The 15,482-nt window shown below is 55.3% G+C and carries 16 protein-coding genes; 9 read left to right on the forward strand and 7 right to left on the reverse strand.

From position 1 onward, the window contains the following. Window positions 1-154: 154 nt before the first annotated feature. Window positions 155-901, reverse strand: a complete 747-nt coding sequence (locus tag ELY38_RS09365; RefSeq protein WP_127061627.1) for a sulfite exporter TauE/SafE family protein — start codon at window positions 899-901, stop codon at window positions 155-157. A gap of 119 nt (window positions 902-1,020) precedes the next feature. Here ELY38_RS09365 and ELY38_RS09370 point away from each other — a divergent pair, with 119 nt between their 5' ends. The 8 genes from ELY38_RS09370 to ELY38_RS09405 all read left to right on the forward strand — a co-directional run bounded on the left by ELY38_RS09370 (window position 1,021) and on the right by ELY38_RS09405 (window position 7,223). Beyond that, complete coding sequence (locus ELY38_RS09370) at window positions 1,021-1,911, forward strand: LysR family transcriptional regulator (RefSeq protein ID WP_127061628.1); 891 nt, start codon at window positions 1,021-1,023, stop codon at window positions 1,909-1,911. A gap of 96 nt (window positions 1,912-2,007) precedes the next feature. Then, complete coding sequence (locus tag ELY38_RS09375) at window positions 2,008-3,045, forward strand: hypothetical protein (protein WP_127061630.1); 1,038 nt, start codon at window positions 2,008-2,010, stop codon at window positions 3,043-3,045. A gap of 19 nt (window positions 3,046-3,064) precedes the next feature. Next, on the forward strand, window positions 3,065-3,868 hold the full coding sequence (locus ELY38_RS09380; protein WP_127061632.1) for a M48 family metallopeptidase: 804 nt from the start codon (window positions 3,065-3,067) through the stop codon (window positions 3,866-3,868). Window positions 3,869-3,979: 111 nt separating this feature from the next. Then, a complete protein-coding gene (locus tag ELY38_RS09385; protein ID WP_127061634.1) occupies window positions 3,980-4,186 on the forward strand; it encodes a ParD-like family protein in 207 nt (68 codons plus the stop codon). After that, window positions 4,179-4,970 carry a type I methionyl aminopeptidase gene (map, locus tag ELY38_RS09390; RefSeq protein WP_127061636.1) on the forward strand — a complete coding sequence of 264 codons (792 nt, stop codon included), beginning with the start codon at window positions 4,179-4,181 and terminating at the stop codon, window positions 4,968-4,970. The genes ELY38_RS09385 and map overlap by 8 nt, the downstream gene beginning before the upstream one ends. A gap of 209 nt (window positions 4,971-5,179) precedes the next feature. Further along, window positions 5,180-6,496: a S8 family serine peptidase gene (locus ELY38_RS09395; protein ID WP_127061638.1), complete on the forward strand. Its 1,317-nt coding sequence runs from the start codon at window positions 5,180-5,182 to the stop codon at window positions 6,494-6,496. A 64-nt stretch (window positions 6,497-6,560) separates the two neighbouring features. Then, entirely contained in the window at window positions 6,561-6,800 is a 240-nt protein-coding gene (locus ELY38_RS09400) for a hypothetical protein (RefSeq protein ID WP_127061640.1), read from the forward strand. Window positions 6,801-6,830: 30 nt separating this feature from the next. Next, complete coding sequence (locus ELY38_RS09405) at window positions 6,831-7,223, forward strand: DUF2784 domain-containing protein (RefSeq protein ID WP_127061642.1); 393 nt, start codon at window positions 6,831-6,833, stop codon at window positions 7,221-7,223. A gap of 6 nt (window positions 7,224-7,229) precedes the next feature. Here ELY38_RS09405 and ELY38_RS09410 read toward each other — a convergent pair whose 3' ends face one another. From ELY38_RS09410 to ELY38_RS09425, 4 genes are all read right to left on the reverse strand, one after another. Continuing rightward, window positions 7,230-7,988: an alpha/beta hydrolase gene (locus ELY38_RS09410; protein ID WP_127061644.1), complete on the reverse strand. Its 759-nt coding sequence runs from the start codon at window positions 7,986-7,988 to the stop codon at window positions 7,230-7,232. A 17-nt stretch (window positions 7,989-8,005) separates the two neighbouring features. Then, the gene (kynU, locus tag ELY38_RS09415; RefSeq protein ID WP_127061646.1) at window positions 8,006-9,250 is read right to left on the reverse strand and encodes a kynureninase; all 1,245 of its coding nucleotides are present in this window, start codon (window positions 9,248-9,250) and stop codon (window positions 8,006-8,008) included. A 76-nt stretch (window positions 9,251-9,326) separates the two neighbouring features. Beyond that, window positions 9,327-10,160, reverse strand: coding sequence for a tryptophan 2,3-dioxygenase (kynA, locus tag ELY38_RS09420; protein WP_127061648.1), 834 nt, complete (start codon window positions 10,158-10,160; stop codon window positions 9,327-9,329). A gap of 2 nt (window positions 10,161-10,162) precedes the next feature. Next, complete coding sequence (locus tag ELY38_RS09425) at window positions 10,163-11,587, reverse strand: M20 family metallopeptidase (protein WP_127061650.1); 1,425 nt, start codon at window positions 11,585-11,587, stop codon at window positions 10,163-10,165. Window positions 11,588-11,798: 211 nt separating this feature from the next. Between ELY38_RS09425 and ELY38_RS09430 the strand changes: the two genes are divergently transcribed. Then, window positions 11,799-12,701, forward strand: coding sequence for a LysR family transcriptional regulator (locus tag ELY38_RS09430; protein WP_127061652.1), 903 nt, complete (start codon window positions 11,799-11,801; stop codon window positions 12,699-12,701). Window positions 12,702-12,705: 4 nt separating this feature from the next. Here ELY38_RS09430 and ELY38_RS09435 read toward each other — a convergent pair whose 3' ends face one another. Together ELY38_RS09435 and mepA are read right to left on the reverse strand one after the other, a co-directional pair. Next, window positions 12,706-14,136: a YfcC family protein gene (locus tag ELY38_RS09435; protein ID WP_127061654.1), complete on the reverse strand. Its 1,431-nt coding sequence runs from the start codon at window positions 14,134-14,136 to the stop codon at window positions 12,706-12,708. Between the two features lie 502 nt (window positions 14,137-14,638). Then, window positions 14,639-15,472, reverse strand: coding sequence for a penicillin-insensitive murein endopeptidase (mepA, locus tag ELY38_RS09440; RefSeq protein WP_127061656.1), 834 nt, complete (start codon window positions 15,470-15,472; stop codon window positions 14,639-14,641). Window positions 15,473-15,482: the final 10 nt, after the last annotated feature.

Consider the following 15,482-nt stretch of genomic DNA (forward strand, 5'->3'; position numbering starts at 1 on the left):
GGTGACATGATTAAGCCTGATGGCGAATGAGCTGGAAAAGCCTTTAGCTTAATCAAAATTGCTATACGCCTATAGCTTAGAGCGTGTTATTACTTGGCAGAATTAACCAGGTCTGAGTAAGGTAAACTCGCCAATTAATATATACCGCTACGGCTCACAGAAGCGGACGACTAGCAAGTTCAAGACCCAACAATATCAAGAAAAGCAAAAAGCACTGACGAAACCGTTTAGGGCTAATCCGCATCCGCACATATTGACCCGCCCACATTCCGATCAGCGCAGGAATAATCGCCAGGGCGGACGTGCCTAGTTGTGAGACTTGGAAAGCATCATAAGCGAACAGCCCGAATGCTAGTGCGAGCGTGGAAGTAGTGAATGACAAACCCAAGGCTTGTACAAATTCTTCCCTGTTCATATTCAGAGAGGCGAGGTACGGCACTGCTGGCATCACGAATACACCTGTGGCGCCAGTGACGACTCCCGTTATCAATCCGATAGCCGGAGAAAGCCACCGCTCTAAGAACGTGGAAACGGAGAAGGCGGGGGCGATAAGCGCATAGCCCGCGTAAACCATCAAAGCAACGCCGAGCCCAAAACCGGACCAGAGTGGATCTACGCGCACCAGTAACGCGGAACCAGCGATGGTACCCAGACAGATACACAACAACATTGGCCAAAGTCGGCGTACCAGTTGCGTTACCGGTGGGCCAGAAAACAACTGCCAGACATTGGTCACTAAAGAGGGCAGAACGAGAAGGGCAGCGGCGCTCGCCGGTGGTATTGCCATACCCAGTAACCCCATCGCGACGGTAGGCAGCCCCATTCCAGTGACGCCTTTCACCATGCCCGCTACCAGGAAGGTGCCCACCAAAAACAGAGGATACATCATGGAATCGTGCATAGAAGGCTCGTGTTGGGGAACGACTGAGAGCTGAATTGAAGCTCAGGATAATACCCGGCACAATGCGGAATTATCAGCCCAGCCTTCGGATAATCCGAAGGCTGGCGTGAGGAACGTCCATGCGACTCGACTTGGTGGATCTGAACTTATTCCTGTGTATCGTGGATGCAGGCAGCATTACCGCTGGGGCCAAGCGTGCCAGTCTGGCGTTAGCATCAGCCAGTGAGCGGGTTCGTAAGATTGAGAGCGATGCTGGCGTCGCTTTGATGGAACGGCAGCCAAGGGGCGTGGTAACCACAGAAGCTGGGGAGGCGCTGGCGCACCATGCGCGCTTGATCCTCCGCCAGCAGGCAATGCTGAAAGGCGAGCTGCACGACTTCGCCGTTGGCGCACGTGGGACCCTTCACCTCTATGCCAATACCGTAGCACTCACCGAGTTCCTGCCAAGCAGGCTTGCGCCCTGGTTGGCCGAACGTCCTCGTCTGCGAATTGAGCTCAAGGAACGTACCAGTGCTGATATTATCCGAGCCGTTGCTTCCGGGTTGGCAGAGGCGGGTATTGTTTCCGATGCTATTAAAGCGCAAGGCCTGCAGCTACAACCTGTAATGAAGGATCACTTGGCTTTAATCGTCCCTCCGAAGCACGCGCTAACCCAATACCCGAAGGTCCGTTTTATGGATGTCCTTGAACAACCCTTCGTAGGCTTGGCCCAGGGGAGCGCGTTACAGGATCATATTAACGACCAAGCACGTGCAGCAGGTCGCCTTCTTGATTTTCGAATTCGCATGAAAACATACGAAGGTGTGTGCGAGATGGTCTCTCACGGGATAGGCATCGGAATTTTGCCGCAGAGCGTCGCCAGACATTACAGCCGAAGGCACGCCTATGAAACGCTCGTGCTAACCGACGCTTGGGCGCGTCGGCAGCTATGCCTGTGTTTCAGAAATTGGAAAGCGCTGTCTGCGCCTATGCAAAGTCTGCTGGCGCATTTGGGAGCCAGCGGCGAATAGTCACTCTGACGCCCTCAGTGTTCGGAACGTTCGACGCCTGATACAAAGCTCTAGTAAGCTGATTCTTACTTTCAGCAGTCGGGAGGAGCTTCCACCATGACGCACGCGACCATTCTGCAGCAAGGCACGATTCATTGTTTTCCCGCTGGGCTGCGCGATGAGCAAGGCAAGCTGGTTAATGCTGAGGTATCCGCGGTGCTTTATGACGGCAAGCGGCTCATTTTAGCCAGTGATAAGCCGATCCCAGGGGAGGAGCGCTCGGCGATGTTTGCCATGCCGATGGCCGAGCAGGGGCCGGATGACTGTCAGCTTGAGTACTTCACCACGCCACTGATCAAGCAGGCCATCAAGTATGAAGATCTATCGCTCACGGCGGATGGTCGCCATGTTCTGGCCACTACCGGCTTTGATCGTATCGACACTGAAAGCCATGCCCTTAATGACTACAACCACTTGCTGATCTGGCCGCTGGGCGAGCCTGAAAAGGTGCAAGTGGTCGACCCCGACCCGCGCGATGGCGTAGAGGGTTCCCTGGAGCTTCGTATCAAGCTCAATCAGGCGATTGGTTTTCCCTACTACAAGATTGAAGGGCTGGCCGCGGTTCCCGGTGAACGCGGCGATGGGTTGCTGCTGTTTGGTATCCGTGAGCAGGGGCAGTCCCATGATGAATTCACCTATGTAAGCCGTATCGTGGGTGCCCATTACGAGATTAGCGAAAGTGGCAACTTGGTGTTCGTTGATGAAATGCGCGAGTACTACGCCTTCGACCCATGTAGCCATCCCGAGGTTCGTTTTGATTGTGGTCTGTCGAGCCTGGAGTATGACCGCTATCATGGGCGCCTTTACTTACTGAACAGCTTCGAGGTTGAAAGAGCCGGGGAAGAGCGCATCGGTGGGTACTTATGGGAAGTCAGCCTGGGCGATTTTCGAGCGGGCCGCGGCCCCACACTGGTGACTACGCCCGCGGGGCTGCCGCTGGAGTTTGAGCATAAGGCCGAAGGGCTTGCGGTACTGGATCATGATCGCTTGTTTGTGGCTTATGATAATGATCGGCACCTGGGTCTTGGCAGCGTTGATGAGCGCGATGAGCGACACGCCTGCGAAGCGCCTTATAGCTTGCTGCACGTTTCCTGACCCTTAAGTGGAACCACCGATGCCTACACGTTACCTGTTACGCCTGTTGGTTATAGTGCAGCTGGTATTCCTGGCAGGCTGTGATAAGACGCCAACTGGGCGCTCCCAGTTGGCGCTAGTGCCTCACAACATGATGGCGCAAATGGGTGAAGATGCCTTCGAGCAGCTTTTAGACAACCAGCCGATATCACGCGATGCGGCCGTTAATGGCTTGGTACAGTGCGTGGCCCAAAGAGTGGTATCCGCCGCTGAAGTAAGCTATCCCGACCTCGATTTTCCTGAGATATGGGAAGTCGTCGTGTTTGAAGAGCCTTCCCCCAATGCCTTCGCGCTGCCGGGCGGGCGCATCGGTGTGCATAGCGGTTTATTGGATGTGGCCGAGACGCCCGCCCAGCTAGCGGCGGTGATCGGGCATGAGGTAAGCCATGTGCTGGCTGACCACGGCAATGAACGGCTTACCCAACAGCTCGGCATTAAAGCCGTATTAATGCTCGTGGGGTTGATGGGAGAAGGGGATATGGGGCATCAGCAATTGATGCAGGCGTTGGGCATCGGTGTCCAGCTCGGCATCAGTCTGCCGTTTAGCCGCACCCATGAGGAAGAGGCCGATTTGATGGGCTTAGCCATCATGGCCCGTGCCGGGTTCGATCCGCAACAGAGTGTAGCACTATGGCGCAACATGGCCGCGGCCGGAAGTGGTCAGCCACCTGAATTCCTATCTACTCACCCCGCCCATGAATCTCGCATCAAGGCATTACAGCAAGGCTTGGAAGAGGCCATGGCCACTTATCGCACGGTCGCCCCCGCTAGCTGTTCAGCTTAGTTGAAGGCCCGTTAATTAAAATTTACACCGCCTGGTGAAATTCTGGCAGCTTGCCGCCTATCTATGTGTCGATATATGATCCATATACGTTTCATATATCAAAGGCATTCCATGGGCATCGTCAAAATCAACGACCAGCTCCACGAAGACATTCGTAAAGCCAGCTCGGTCATGGTGCGCTCGATCAACGCGCAGGCGGAATATTGGATTAAAATCGGCATGCTGGCGGAGGCCAACCCGGGCATGACCTTCTCTGACATCATGCGCGAACAGATGAAGCAGGCGGACGTTGAGGTAAGGAAGGTAATCAGTGGCTAACGTAGTGCTTAAAAGTGAAGAAGAGTTGCAGTTGATGCGCGAAGCCGGGCGCTTGCTCGCGTCAGTATTCAGCTATCTGGATACGCTGATCGTGCCGGGTATTTCTACCATGCAGATCAATGATTGGGCTGAGCGGTATATCGTTGATGAGTTAAAAGCCCGCCCGGCCAGTAAAGGGCAATACGATTATCAGTATGTGCTGAATGCATCTGTGAATCACGTGGTGTGCCATGGCATTCCGTCTGAGACGCAAGCGCTTAAATTAGGCGATATCGTTAATGTCGATATCACGCTTGAGAAGAATGGATTTATTGCCGATTCGAGCAAGATGTATCTGGTAGGTGATGTAAAACCCATTGCAAAACGCTTGGTCGATAAAACCTATGAGGCCATGTGGAAAGGCATCCGCGCCGTTAAGCCAGGCGCAACGCTAGGCGATGTAGGCCATGCGGTCCAACGGCATGCTGAACAGAACGGTTACTCGGTAGTACGTGAGTATTGCGGCCACGGCATTGGCCGGGAAATGCATGAGGAACCTGAAGTGCTCCACTACGGCAAGCCGGGGAAAGGGTTGGTACTAAAAGAAGGCATGGTGTTTACCATTGAGCCCATGGTTAACCAGGGCAAGGCTAAGATAAAAACCAAAAAAGATGGCTGGACGGTGGTGACCAGCGACAAGACATTATCCGCGCAGTGGGAGCATACGGTAGCGGTGACTGCTAATGGTGTTGAGGTGCTAACACTCCGCGATGAAGAGCGTATCCAATCTGAAGCTAATCAGTAACTAGCCCCTTCTTCTTGTCTCATATCACAAAAGCCTAAATCACTCTGGCGAAGTTGACTGAGTACGTTACGCTGAAAACATCCTGTTTGTGCATGGATGCAACTAACCTGTGCTGGCCCCTGATAGGACCCATACATTGCTTCTTTGGTCGCCTGATGCGTTCACACGCTGGCGGCCGGTACCACTTAAGAACCAAAAGAGGAACCAGGATGGCGACAAAACCGAAAGGTAACGGCGGCGGCAAGTCTTCTGATGCGGGTAAGTCGATCAATTCAGTCTCGTGCGGGGCTGAACAGCTTCTTTTGACGGCGCTGGAGCGAGGTAGCCACTGCCTAGAAACCGGGCGCTTTCTGATCAGCTATCGGGAAGGCTTGTTGGAGGAGGGGATTAAATCCCTAAAGGATCGCAAGTTTCGGGTAGCAGATGCACGTGATTTTGCAGACCAGGCGGTGAGCCTTGAAGATGCCGGTGATGCTGAGGCCATGGTGTTTCCGGAATTGGGTGTTGCGCTTGTAGGGGGCGATGCCTTGCAGCAGCATGGAATGAGCATTTACGACGAGGTATTTGCGCAAAGCCCAGTTGAAATCATCGAGCCCGAGTATTTTGCCTTCGCGGAAAACTCGGAATACCTGCGGGGCTTCTTGCGCGCGGCGAGTACCATCGCACAGGATCTTGGCGTTGACCGGGGCTTGGAAGAGAGCGAAGAGGAGAGTCTGGTCGATGCCACTGGCGTTACCTGGGGGCTGGCCCGGTGCAAGGTGCCGCAAAGCCGCTGGAGCGGCGCCGGTATCAAGGTCGCCGTGCTGGATTCGGGCATGGATTTGGGGCATCCCGATTTTGCAGGCAGGCCATTTGATAGCCGCTCATTTGTCGGGCAGCCGGTTCAGGATATCAACGGGCACGGCACCCACTGCATCGGCACAGCCTGTGGCCCCCGAGTGGCGTCCGGAAGTACCCCGGGTTATGGCGTCGCGTTTGATGCCGAAGTGCTGGTGGGTAAAGTGCTGACCAATTCCGGAAGCAGTACCGGGGCAAGCGTACTGGCCGGGCTAAATTGGGCTGTAGCCAACCGCTGCGAAGTGATCTCGATGTCCCTGGGCAGCCAAAGCCCGGTGCAGGCGGCGTTTACCAACGCGGGGGCGGCCGCGCTGCGCAACGGTTGCCTGGTGGTTGCCGCAGCAGGCAATGAGGGGTTGAATACCGGCTCGCCTGCCAATTCACCCACCATGCTGTCGGTGGCCTCGCTTGACCCCAACTTGCGACCTTCGAGCTTTTCGAACTATGGCAAGGTTGAGATAGCCGCACCTGGGCGCGATGTCTTTTCATCATGGCCGCGGCCCATTAACTACCGGACGATCAGCGGTACCAGCATGGCAACGCCCCATGTGGCGGGGTGTGCGGCTCTCTGGGCGCAGTCGGATGCATCGCTTCGTGGTATGAACCTCTGGCGGCGGTTGGTGGGCTCGGCACAGAGCCTGTCCTTTCCCGAGGCCCGCGTAGGAGCGGGGCTGGTACAGGCGCCCTGATGCGCTGATAATCTCTGGGTAGCGGCGGTTGGCTGCCCAGGGAACTCACCTCGGAGACATAACGATGCAGAAGATCGAGTTGTGGATTATCACCATCTCAAGCGATCAGTCGATCACCGATATAGCGGCACGCCTAAAGGCTGAAGGTTTGACAATCAGGGATCTACTTGAAGATATCGGCTGCATTACCGGTGCGGCGGATAACGCCACGGCCGAGCGGTTGAAGCACATTGAAGGTGTCGTGGATATCGCCCCTGATATGCAGATCGAGATAGGCCAGCCCGGTTCAAATGAGACTTGGTAAGCGCCACGCTTGAGGGTTAGGTAAATTTCCATGTCCGCGCAGTCGCTACTGTTATTAGCCGACACCATTTTGGTTATTCACGTGCTCTTCGTGGCCTTTGTCGTGCTTGGCCTGCTTTTCATTTACGTGGGTTATTTTCTGAAGTGGCAGTGGGTGCGCAATAAAGCCTTTCGCGTTATTCACCTAGGTGCCATTGGCTATGTGATAGGGCAGGCGTGGCTTGGGGCAATTTGCCCTTTGACCACCTGGGAAATGGCGCTGCGTGAGCAGGCCGGGGGGGCTACCTATTCAGGCTCTTTTATTCAGCACTGGCTGCAGGGGCTGCTTTACTACAGCGCGCCGGAGTGGGTGTTTATCGCACTGTATACGGTGTTTGGTAGCTTGGTGCTGGCCAGCTGGTGGGTGGTGCGGCCTGGCCGTTAAAGCTGCCTATAGATAATCCAGCACGTCAAAGTGATCGCACGCAGGCAAATCAAGCAGCTTTGCCTGCACGCTGGCAGCACGAAGGGCGGCGACAAAGTCGTGCCCCTGCTGGCGAAAGGCGGGCGGGTCGTTTTCAGCAATTACCACCTGGCAGGGCGGCAGTTGGGCTAGCGCTGCAAACTGCGGACTCAGGGCGCGTGCGTTTTCCCGGTCAAGGCCTAGCGGCTTGTTAACGTAGGTGCCTACTAATGGCGTTAGGTCATAAACACCGCTAACCAGCACCAGTTTATCAATTGGCACGTTGCCGTTGGCGGCTACCCAGTAGGCCAGCTGTGCGCCCGCGCTATGGCCACCTAGTAGTATCGGCCATGCCCCGCCGCTTTCCGTAAGCGCGTGATAGGCTGCTTCAAGCCCCTGAATACACTGAGCCACCATGGTTTCAATAGAGGTTTTTGGGGCCAGGCCGTAGCCTAATGAGGCAAAGGCCATACCGCGTGCCAGATAGCGCTCGGCTAGAAAGTCGGTGGCGGTGTTAGAAAGCTCCTGCCAATAGCCGCCGTGGATAAACACCATTAGCGGCCATGGGCCTTCGCCTTTAGGTATAAACAGGTTGAAACAAGCTGCCGGGTCGTCGCCTGCTCTCAGTGCTATCGGCGAGTAGCGTTTAGCCAGCTCCCGTCCGGCAGCGGCCTGACGGGTGAGTGTGGCTTCAAAGTCCCGAGCGAAGTGGCTGGGGGAGTAGGCGATATCCTGGCTTGTTTCCATGCGGTTAGCTCCTTAGGTTAGGTCACGGCACCGCGGACATGAAACTGCGCGTCTTGATACTCGCCGCTTTCCACCACCTCACGAAAATGCTTGGCGGCCTGCCATACGTCTTCAAAGCTCAGATAGAGCGGCGTAAAGCCAAAGCGCATCAACCCAGGCTCCCGGTAGTCGCCAATCACGCCACGAGCAATCAGCGCCTGAACGATGGCGTAACCGTTTTGTTTGTCTATCAGCGATACCTGGCTGCCACGCTCGCTGGCAGCAGGCGTAATATCCTTGATGCCGTGGGAGTCAAAAAGATCGCTCAAGCATTCACGGAACAGGTCGCTCATGGCCAGGCTTTTCTCACGCAGGGCCTGCATGTCTACCTCAGCCCACATGGTAAGCGAAGCTTCTAGGGCCGAGTAGATAAGCGCCGAGTGCGTGCCGGTACGAAAGCGGGAAATATCGCCTGCCGGGGTATAGTTGGCATCAAACGCAAAGGGTGACGTATGGCCGTGCCAGCCAGAAAGGGGCTGCCAGCCACCGTCCTGATAGTCTCTATGCACATACAGAAAGGCTGGAGCGCCGGGGCCGCCGTTCAGGTACTTGTAGGTGCAGCCCACCGCATAGCGTGCGCCGCTTCCGTTCAAGTCGATGGGCAGGGCGCCTGCTGAATGAGCCAGATCCCAGATCACCTCGGCGCCGTGGGCATGTACCAGCTTGGTGGTTTCGGCCATATCGCGCAACTTGCCGGTGCGATAGTTCACTTGGCTAAGCACGACAACCGCAACGCCTTCCAGATGCTCTGCAAGGTTTGCGCCTTCAGGCAGAAAACGGTGCTCGGTGCCACTTACGCGGCAAAATCCTTGGGCAATGTAGCCATCGGTCGGGAAGTTGCCACCTTCGGAAAGCACGGCTCGGCGGTCATCCTGGCACTGACCCAGAATATATCCCAGAAGCTTGAAAATATTCAGGGTGATATTGTCGGTTACGCAGACTTCGCCGCTTTGTGCGCCAATCACCGGGGCCAGTAGATTGCCAAGACGTTCTGGGGCATCGAACCAGCCCTGATTCCAGCCTTTGATCAGCTCATCGCGCCACTGGTTCAGTGTGTCATCAACGGCCTGTTTGACAGTGCTAGGTTGGGCGCCCAGGGAGTTGCCATCCAAGTAGAGCACGCCCTCCGGCAGGGCGAAGCGGCGTTTAAAGTTAGCCAGCGGGTCTTTTTGGTCGCGTTCACGAACGCTGGTTAGGCTGACACCGTTAAGGCTTGCGCTCATATCATTACTCCAGAAAATCGAAGATCATCACTTTCAAAACGGGCTAATGAAATAGGGCCCGCACAAGCACTAGGCGTTAAATGGTTGTTCTAACGCTCCAAAGCTCCGGGAAGAATTGCAGGTCAAGCGCCTTGACCAGGTAGTTGACCCCTGCCGTTCCGCCGGTGCCGCGCCGGTAGCCAATAATGCGTTCCACGGTTTTCATGTGATTGAAACGCCAGCGTTGGAAGTTGAATTCGACATCCACCAGTTTCTCGGCAAGCTCGTAGAGATCCCAGTGTTTGGCGCTGTTGCGGTAAATTTCGGCCCAGGCCGCTTCCACCTCGGGGCTTGCCGTATACGGAATGCTCCAGTCGCGCTCGATTTTATCCTGGGGGATTGCAAACCCACGGCGGGCGAGCAGTTGTAGCACGATGTCGTAGATGCTGGGTGCGTTGAGGCATTCCTGCAGCTTCTGGTAGTGCTTGGGCTTTGCGCGGTGCGCTTCGATCAGCTTGGCGTTCTTGTTGCCCAGTAGAAACTCAATCTCCCTGTATTGGTAAGACTGGAACCCGGAGCTTTGGCCCAGGCTATCCCGGAAGCTGGCGTAGTCTGCCGGGGTCATGGTCACCAGCACTTCCCAAGCCTTGATTAACTGCTCCTGAATCCGGGCCACCCGGCTGAGCATCTTGAAGGCCGGGGGGAGGTTATCCTGCTGGATATTCGCGGCCGCTCCGTGGGCCTCGTGCAGGCAGAGCTTAATCCATAGCTCTGACACCTGATGGATGACGATAAACAATAGCTCGTCGTGCTCTTTTGATACCGGGTTCTGGCAGGCAAGCAAGGGTTCCAGATCCAGATACTGACCGTAGCTGATGTCCTGGTCCCAATGGATGGCTTCGTTGTCGACGGTATTGTTGGGAGTCGTCATTGTTAGCAAGCCTTGTTGGTTGTTAGTGTTTGCGCCCGTGGTTCGCCTAAATCCCAGAATACGCCAGTGGCAAGTTTAAGTCCCTGCTCAACAATACTCTCAAGTAGATGCTCGTTGGGCGCGTGCTGATTGCATGATGGGTAGGAGTGGGGCAGCCAGACCGTAGGCAGGTTGAGCGCCTCGGAAAAACAATGATTGGGAATAGTACCGCCCAGGTTGGGCAGAATGTACGCCGCTTCCTTCAGGCTCTCTTCCACCGAATCCGCCACAAAGCTGACCCAAGGGTGGTTAGGGTCAAGCCTTGTGGCTGCGTAGCCGCCCAGCATGTCGATCTGTATATCTGTAAAGCCGTGGGCATCCAGGTGCTGGCGCAGGTTGCTTTGTATTGCCTGCCAGTCGGTGCCTATCACAAACCGTAGCTGTAGCACCGCGACAGCGTTTTCCGGAATCGCGCCGACCGGCTTTTCCGTACTGCCGGCGCTCATGGCCAGCACTTCTAGCGTATTAGAACCGTACAGGCGCTCGCCGGAAGTCAACTCCCTTTCGCCCCAGTTGGGATTGAGGGTTGGGTCGGTATTGCCACCACCTACCGGCAGGTCGCGAATCAGCCGGGAGACGTCCTCAGAAATAGCGGGTGCTTTAAGAAAATCGACCTGAATTCTGCCTTCAAGCGAGATCAGCGTGGCGATGGCGTTACTCAGTACGACTGCAGGGTTGGTAATAACGCCACCCCAGTTGCCTGAGTGGCGGCCGCCGTTGCCGGTGTTAAGAGTAAGCTTCAATTGCACGACGCCGCGCGAACCTAGAAAAAGCGTGGGCATATCGTGGCGAATTCGCGGGCCGTCTGAGGCCAGGAACAGGTCGGCTTCAAGCGCTTCTTTGTGGGCTATGCAGGCTTCTTCCAGCCCCGGCGAGCCAATCTCTTCGCTCATCTCAAATAGAATTTTGACGTTATACCCAAGCGTACCCTGGCGCGCCTTGATGACGGCCTCAAGCGCAGTGAGATTGATACTGTGCTGGCCCTTGTTGTCGGCCGTGCCGCGCCCGTAGACGCGTCCATCCACAAACGTCAGCGCCCATGGGTTGAGGTTATTGGCCCACTTGTCGTCCTGGCCATCGGTCACATCGCCATGACCGTAAAGCAGCAGGGTAGGCAACGCCGGGTCCTCGATGCGCTGGCCGATCAACAGGGGGGGAAGGCCAGGCTTGGGATTGTTGATTATCTGGCAGGTAAACCCAAGCGTCTCCAGCAGCGGCGACATCTCCTGAGTCAGGTACTCAAGCAGGGTATCGCGGCAGGCAGGGTCCTGGCTAATCGTTTTAAGCGCCACGCGTCGTGCCAGCGTGTCATAAAAAGTGCCGTCGGACAGGGCGTTAATCGCCAGCTGTAGGGCGGCTTCTCGTCCTGAATGTTGCGATGACTCCATGGGCTGCCTCTGGCGTTGTGATTTTTAGAGAAATGCAAAATGGGTAGTGGTCAATACGTACCTAGAGAGTAATTCTTGCCTGTCTTTGCGACTATCATTAATATTTCAATTAATCTTTCTAATTGTTAGAAATATTCTGCAGCGATTTCATTTACGGTAATGCTAGGTTTTCTATACAAGCCTGCCGGTTGCAGATAAACCTGGAGGCTCTATGCAGGAACTGAACTTGCGCTACTTTCACAGCGTGGCGAAAACGGGTTCGCTTTCCGCTGCCGCTGAAGAGCTGCACGTGGCCGTCTCGGCAGTCAGCCGCCAGGTGACCAATCTTGAACAGCGCCTGGGTATCAAGCTGTTCAACCGTCAGCCCCGTGGCATGCAGTTAACAGAGGCGGGTAAGCTGCTTCAAGCCTATGCGCTGCGTAATCAGCTTGAAGTGGGTAACGTTATTGCCCAGATGCAGGAGGTGATGACACGCCAACAGCAGAAAATTACCGTGGCCTGCCCAGATGGGATGGCCTGGCACTTTCTACCCAGCGTGATATCCAGCTTTATCAGCCAATATCCCGATACCCATTTTGATCTACACGTGGTTGATTCCGGGCGCGCCTCAGAGCTGGTCAAAACGGGGGAGGCGGATATTGCCCTGACCTTCAGCCTTTCGCCGGATATTGGCATCAAGATTATCTCGAGCCATAGCGCAGCCATCAGCGCGCTGATGTCTCAGGATCACCCACTAGCAAATAAGGCGACGCTGTATGTAGAAGATTTAAGCCACTACCCGCTGACCATGTCGCTGAACGGCTCGACCATGCGGTATTTATTCGATGTGGCGTGCAGCCTTTCGGGCATCAAAGTGCGGCCCAGTTTTTCCTGTGATTCATTGGGCGCCACCTACACCATGGTGTGTGAGCACCCCAATATGATCGGCCTGTGCAGTGCCGTGGCTGTTAGCGGCAAGACCCGGCAAGAGGGCCTGGTTTTAAAACCGCTTCAGGAGCCGCAGCTATCGCTGCGTAGTCTTCAGGTTCAGGTCATGGCAGAGCGCCATATGCCTGAGCATATCGACGCTTTTTTAACCTTTCTTGAAGAGCGGCTGAAGGCGGCCTGTATGTAGAACCTCAAAATGGGCCGTAGTTAATGCCCACGGCAATTGCTACAAATACGCCGCCCGCCACGACCCACATAGCCAACAGCGGCAGCGCGAACTTGAACCATTCAACGTAGGAGATACGCGCGATGGCCAGGCAAGCCATCAGCGTACCGGAAAGCGGGGTAATGATATTGGTGACTGCATCGCCCAGCTTGAAAGTGATAAAGGTCGATTGGCGCGTGACTTCGAGCATGTCGCCGATGGGCACCATGATCGGCATAACGATCGCTGCCTGGCCGGTGCCGGAAGTGATCAGGCCGTTGAAGACTAAATTGAACAGGTACAGAAGCTCCATCGCCACAATCTTGCCGTGCCCATCCAGCGACGTGGCCACGCTATGTACCAGGGTGTCGATGAGCTGAGCCTGTTTCAACAGCACAATAACGGCCGCCGCCACGCCTATCACCAGGGCGCCATACATGACTTCGCCCGCGCCACTCATCAGGCGTTTGATAAAGGCATTGGGAGAAATCCGGCCGATGGCGGCTGTTGCCACGCCCAGCATGATAAAGGTGGCAGAAAGCTGAGGAATGCCCCAGTCTATGTTGAAGGCACCGAAGAGAAAAAAGCCAATCGACAGGGCGAACAGGGCCAATACGAGCTTATGAGTAAGGGTAAAGGTGGTTTCGGTGTCCGGCCGGTTGTCGTTGGTAGCGCTTTCGAATACCTCGGCCCCCATGACGCTTAAGGCGGGGTCTTGCTTGATACGTTTGGCGTAGCGGCAAATGTAAGCGGCGGTGATGGCCAAAAAGACCACAAAAATCGCTCCGCGAAACATAAAGCCGGAAAACAACGGAAGCTCAGCAATGGTTTGCCCCGTGACTGTCACGGTGGGATCGAACACGCCAGCGCCAAAACCGGCGTAAGAACCTAAAAAGATAATGGCGACCCCGACGATAGGGTCCAGCTTCATGGAGCGGGCGAGAAACAGGCCGATAGGAATAAAGGCAATTGCTAGGTTGGCACCAACACCGACGGAAGCAAGCGTTGCGAAGGTAGCGCAGAAAATAAAGATAAGCACGTTCTGGCGACCTTTCGCCAAGCTGAGCAGGCGATAAATACCGGCACTGATCGCTCCGGTAGACTCAATGACCTTCAGCACGCCACCAACAATCAGGATAAGGAAGATTAGCGTTGACGCGGCCACCAGCCCATTGTGGATGGCGGTAAACAGGTCCATGACGTTGAGCGGCTCAGCATCGATATAGCGAAAGCTGTCGGTGGCCACCTGGGTGAGGCCGTTGGCGGTACTGCGATCATAGGTACCGGCAGGAATGATATAGGAGGCCAGCAAAACCAGGATCATGAAGCTGAACAGGATGATGAATACATCCGGCATTGGCAGCTTTTTCTTGACTCGCGCAGCGCCTGCCTCGCCTGGTGTGGTCTTTGAGAACATGAGGATCTCCACTTTCAGAGGATTGTCGTTTTAATGGTTAAGGCTTGCGTAGAGAGGCGTACTTAGGGCGCGTCTTGGCCGGTTATGTTGCCAGATATTGCGTCGTGAACATGCGTCGTTAACCGCTTTGCCATCGTGTCGTTGTTTGAAAATCAACCTACCAAGGAAGCTAAAGGCGAACAATTGTAAATAAAACAAACGTGCTTTCTATTTTCGGCAAGCAATAGGGCGCTGGAGGACGACAGTTCAATAAGAATCGTTTCAATAAAAAGGTGGCTACGAACGATGAAAGAAAGCCGTTTCTAGTCGGTTCACAACGGCTACATGGTCGCGTTGAAAAAGAGGGCGGCACTATGCCATCCCGCTGGGTTCCTGAAGAATAGTAACCCTTAGAAAAGCTTGCCTACACTACACTTTCGATATGCAAGGTGTATGTAGGCAAGGCAATAAAATACAGGTTGTGTTCATCATCCGCGATGCGGGCTTTATAGATATGCCAAGGCTAGGGGGTCAAAACTGCAGCACAAGCCGATGGCAGGGTGCGTCCTGGGCTTGGATAAACCTCAGGGCGCGGTGTTGGCGAGAATGTATCGCAACCTTCTCCTGCCGGTGGTTCGGGCTGATCAACACATTCGGAGGCACCAGGCGGACAGCGCAAGCGCACATGTAAATGCTCATCATGAGAGTGCCAAGGGCGGACCCGGCGTAACCAGGAACGATCGTCCCATTCTCGCTCGCAGAGATCGCGCTTGACCGCGCTATCAACAAAGATGCGCGCCACCCGCTGATCCTCCGCAGCAAGGCGAATCAGCGTGGCATGACGGTTATCCCAACGCTCGTCAACCCGACTAATGGCTGAGTCGACTAGAATCGGCTGTTCGAGCCCTTCACGCTCGCTGAGTTCCAGCAGAGGCAGGTCAAGCCGAAACCAGATATCCACGTCCAGCCCATTTTGATGGCTCACATGCCCATACGGCATCGGGCCGCCGCGCGGTTGCGCCATGTCACCCACCAGTATAGGGCCAAAGCCGGCTTCATCGACACGCTCACCGAGCCTTTGGATATAGTCGATCAGGGTTGGATGGCCATAGTGACGATTGCGGTCCAGATCCACCGCTTGGTAGCCGTTTCCTTCTGGGGGAAGCTGCTCGGCACCGACCAAACAGCCCCCTCCATGATGCCCGATGACGCGAGGCTCGCCGGACAACGGTTCAGTAATATCAGCCCAGTCGTCTGCAGCGATGGCACTGACATTCCATAAGCCACAAGCGGCGATAAAGGCAAAGAGCCTAGCTGGCACACTTGAAAGACGTCGCGGAGAGCGAAAATAGGGCATAGCTAAAAGC

The sequence above is a fragment of the Vreelandella nanhaiensis genome (genome assembly GCF_003990185.1).
GTDB classification, from domain to species: Bacteria; Pseudomonadota; Gammaproteobacteria; order Pseudomonadales; family Halomonadaceae; genus Vreelandella; species Vreelandella nanhaiensis.

Excerpts from the sequence above, each read along its gene's own strand:
- ELY38_RS09405 (WP_127061642.1), top strand. The coding sequence starts at position 6,831 with ATGTCCGCGCAGTCGCTACTGTTATTAGCCGACACCATTTTGGTTATT.
- ELY38_RS09370 (WP_127061628.1), top strand. The coding sequence starts at position 1,021 with ATGCGACTCGACTTGGTGGATCTGAACTTATTCCTGTGTATCGTGGAT.
- ELY38_RS09395 (WP_127061638.1), top strand. The coding sequence starts at position 5,180 with ATGGCGACAAAACCGAAAGGTAACGGCGGCGGCAAGTCTTCTGATGCG.
- ELY38_RS09365 (WP_127061627.1), bottom strand. The coding sequence starts at position 901 with ATGCACGATTCCATGATGTATCCTCTGTTTTTGGTGGGCACCTTCCTG.
- ELY38_RS09380 (WP_127061632.1), top strand. The coding sequence starts at position 3,065 with ATGCCTACACGTTACCTGTTACGCCTGTTGGTTATAGTGCAGCTGGTA.
- ELY38_RS09385 (WP_127061634.1), top strand. The coding sequence starts at position 3,980 with ATGGGCATCGTCAAAATCAACGACCAGCTCCACGAAGACATTCGTAAA.
- mepA (WP_127061656.1), bottom strand. The coding sequence starts at position 15,472 with ATGCCCTATTTTCGCTCTCCGCGACGTCTTTCAAGTGTGCCAGCTAGG.
- ELY38_RS09430 (WP_127061652.1), top strand. The coding sequence starts at position 11,799 with ATGCAGGAACTGAACTTGCGCTACTTTCACAGCGTGGCGAAAACGGGT.
- ELY38_RS09425 (WP_127061650.1), bottom strand. The coding sequence starts at position 11,587 with ATGGAGTCATCGCAACATTCAGGACGAGAAGCCGCCCTACAGCTGGCG.
- ELY38_RS09400 (WP_127061640.1), top strand. The coding sequence starts at position 6,561 with ATGCAGAAGATCGAGTTGTGGATTATCACCATCTCAAGCGATCAGTCG.
- ELY38_RS09410 (WP_127061644.1), bottom strand. The coding sequence starts at position 7,988 with ATGGAAACAAGCCAGGATATCGCCTACTCCCCCAGCCACTTCGCTCGG.
- ELY38_RS09375 (WP_127061630.1), top strand. The coding sequence starts at position 2,008 with ATGACGCACGCGACCATTCTGCAGCAAGGCACGATTCATTGTTTTCCC.
- kynU (WP_127061646.1), bottom strand. The coding sequence starts at position 9,250 with ATGAGCGCAAGCCTTAACGGTGTCAGCCTAACCAGCGTTCGTGAACGC.
- ELY38_RS09435 (WP_127061654.1), bottom strand. The coding sequence starts at position 14,136 with ATGTTCTCAAAGACCACACCAGGCGAGGCAGGCGCTGCGCGAGTCAAG.
- kynA (WP_127061648.1), bottom strand. The coding sequence starts at position 10,160 with ATGACGACTCCCAACAATACCGTCGACAACGAAGCCATCCATTGGGAC.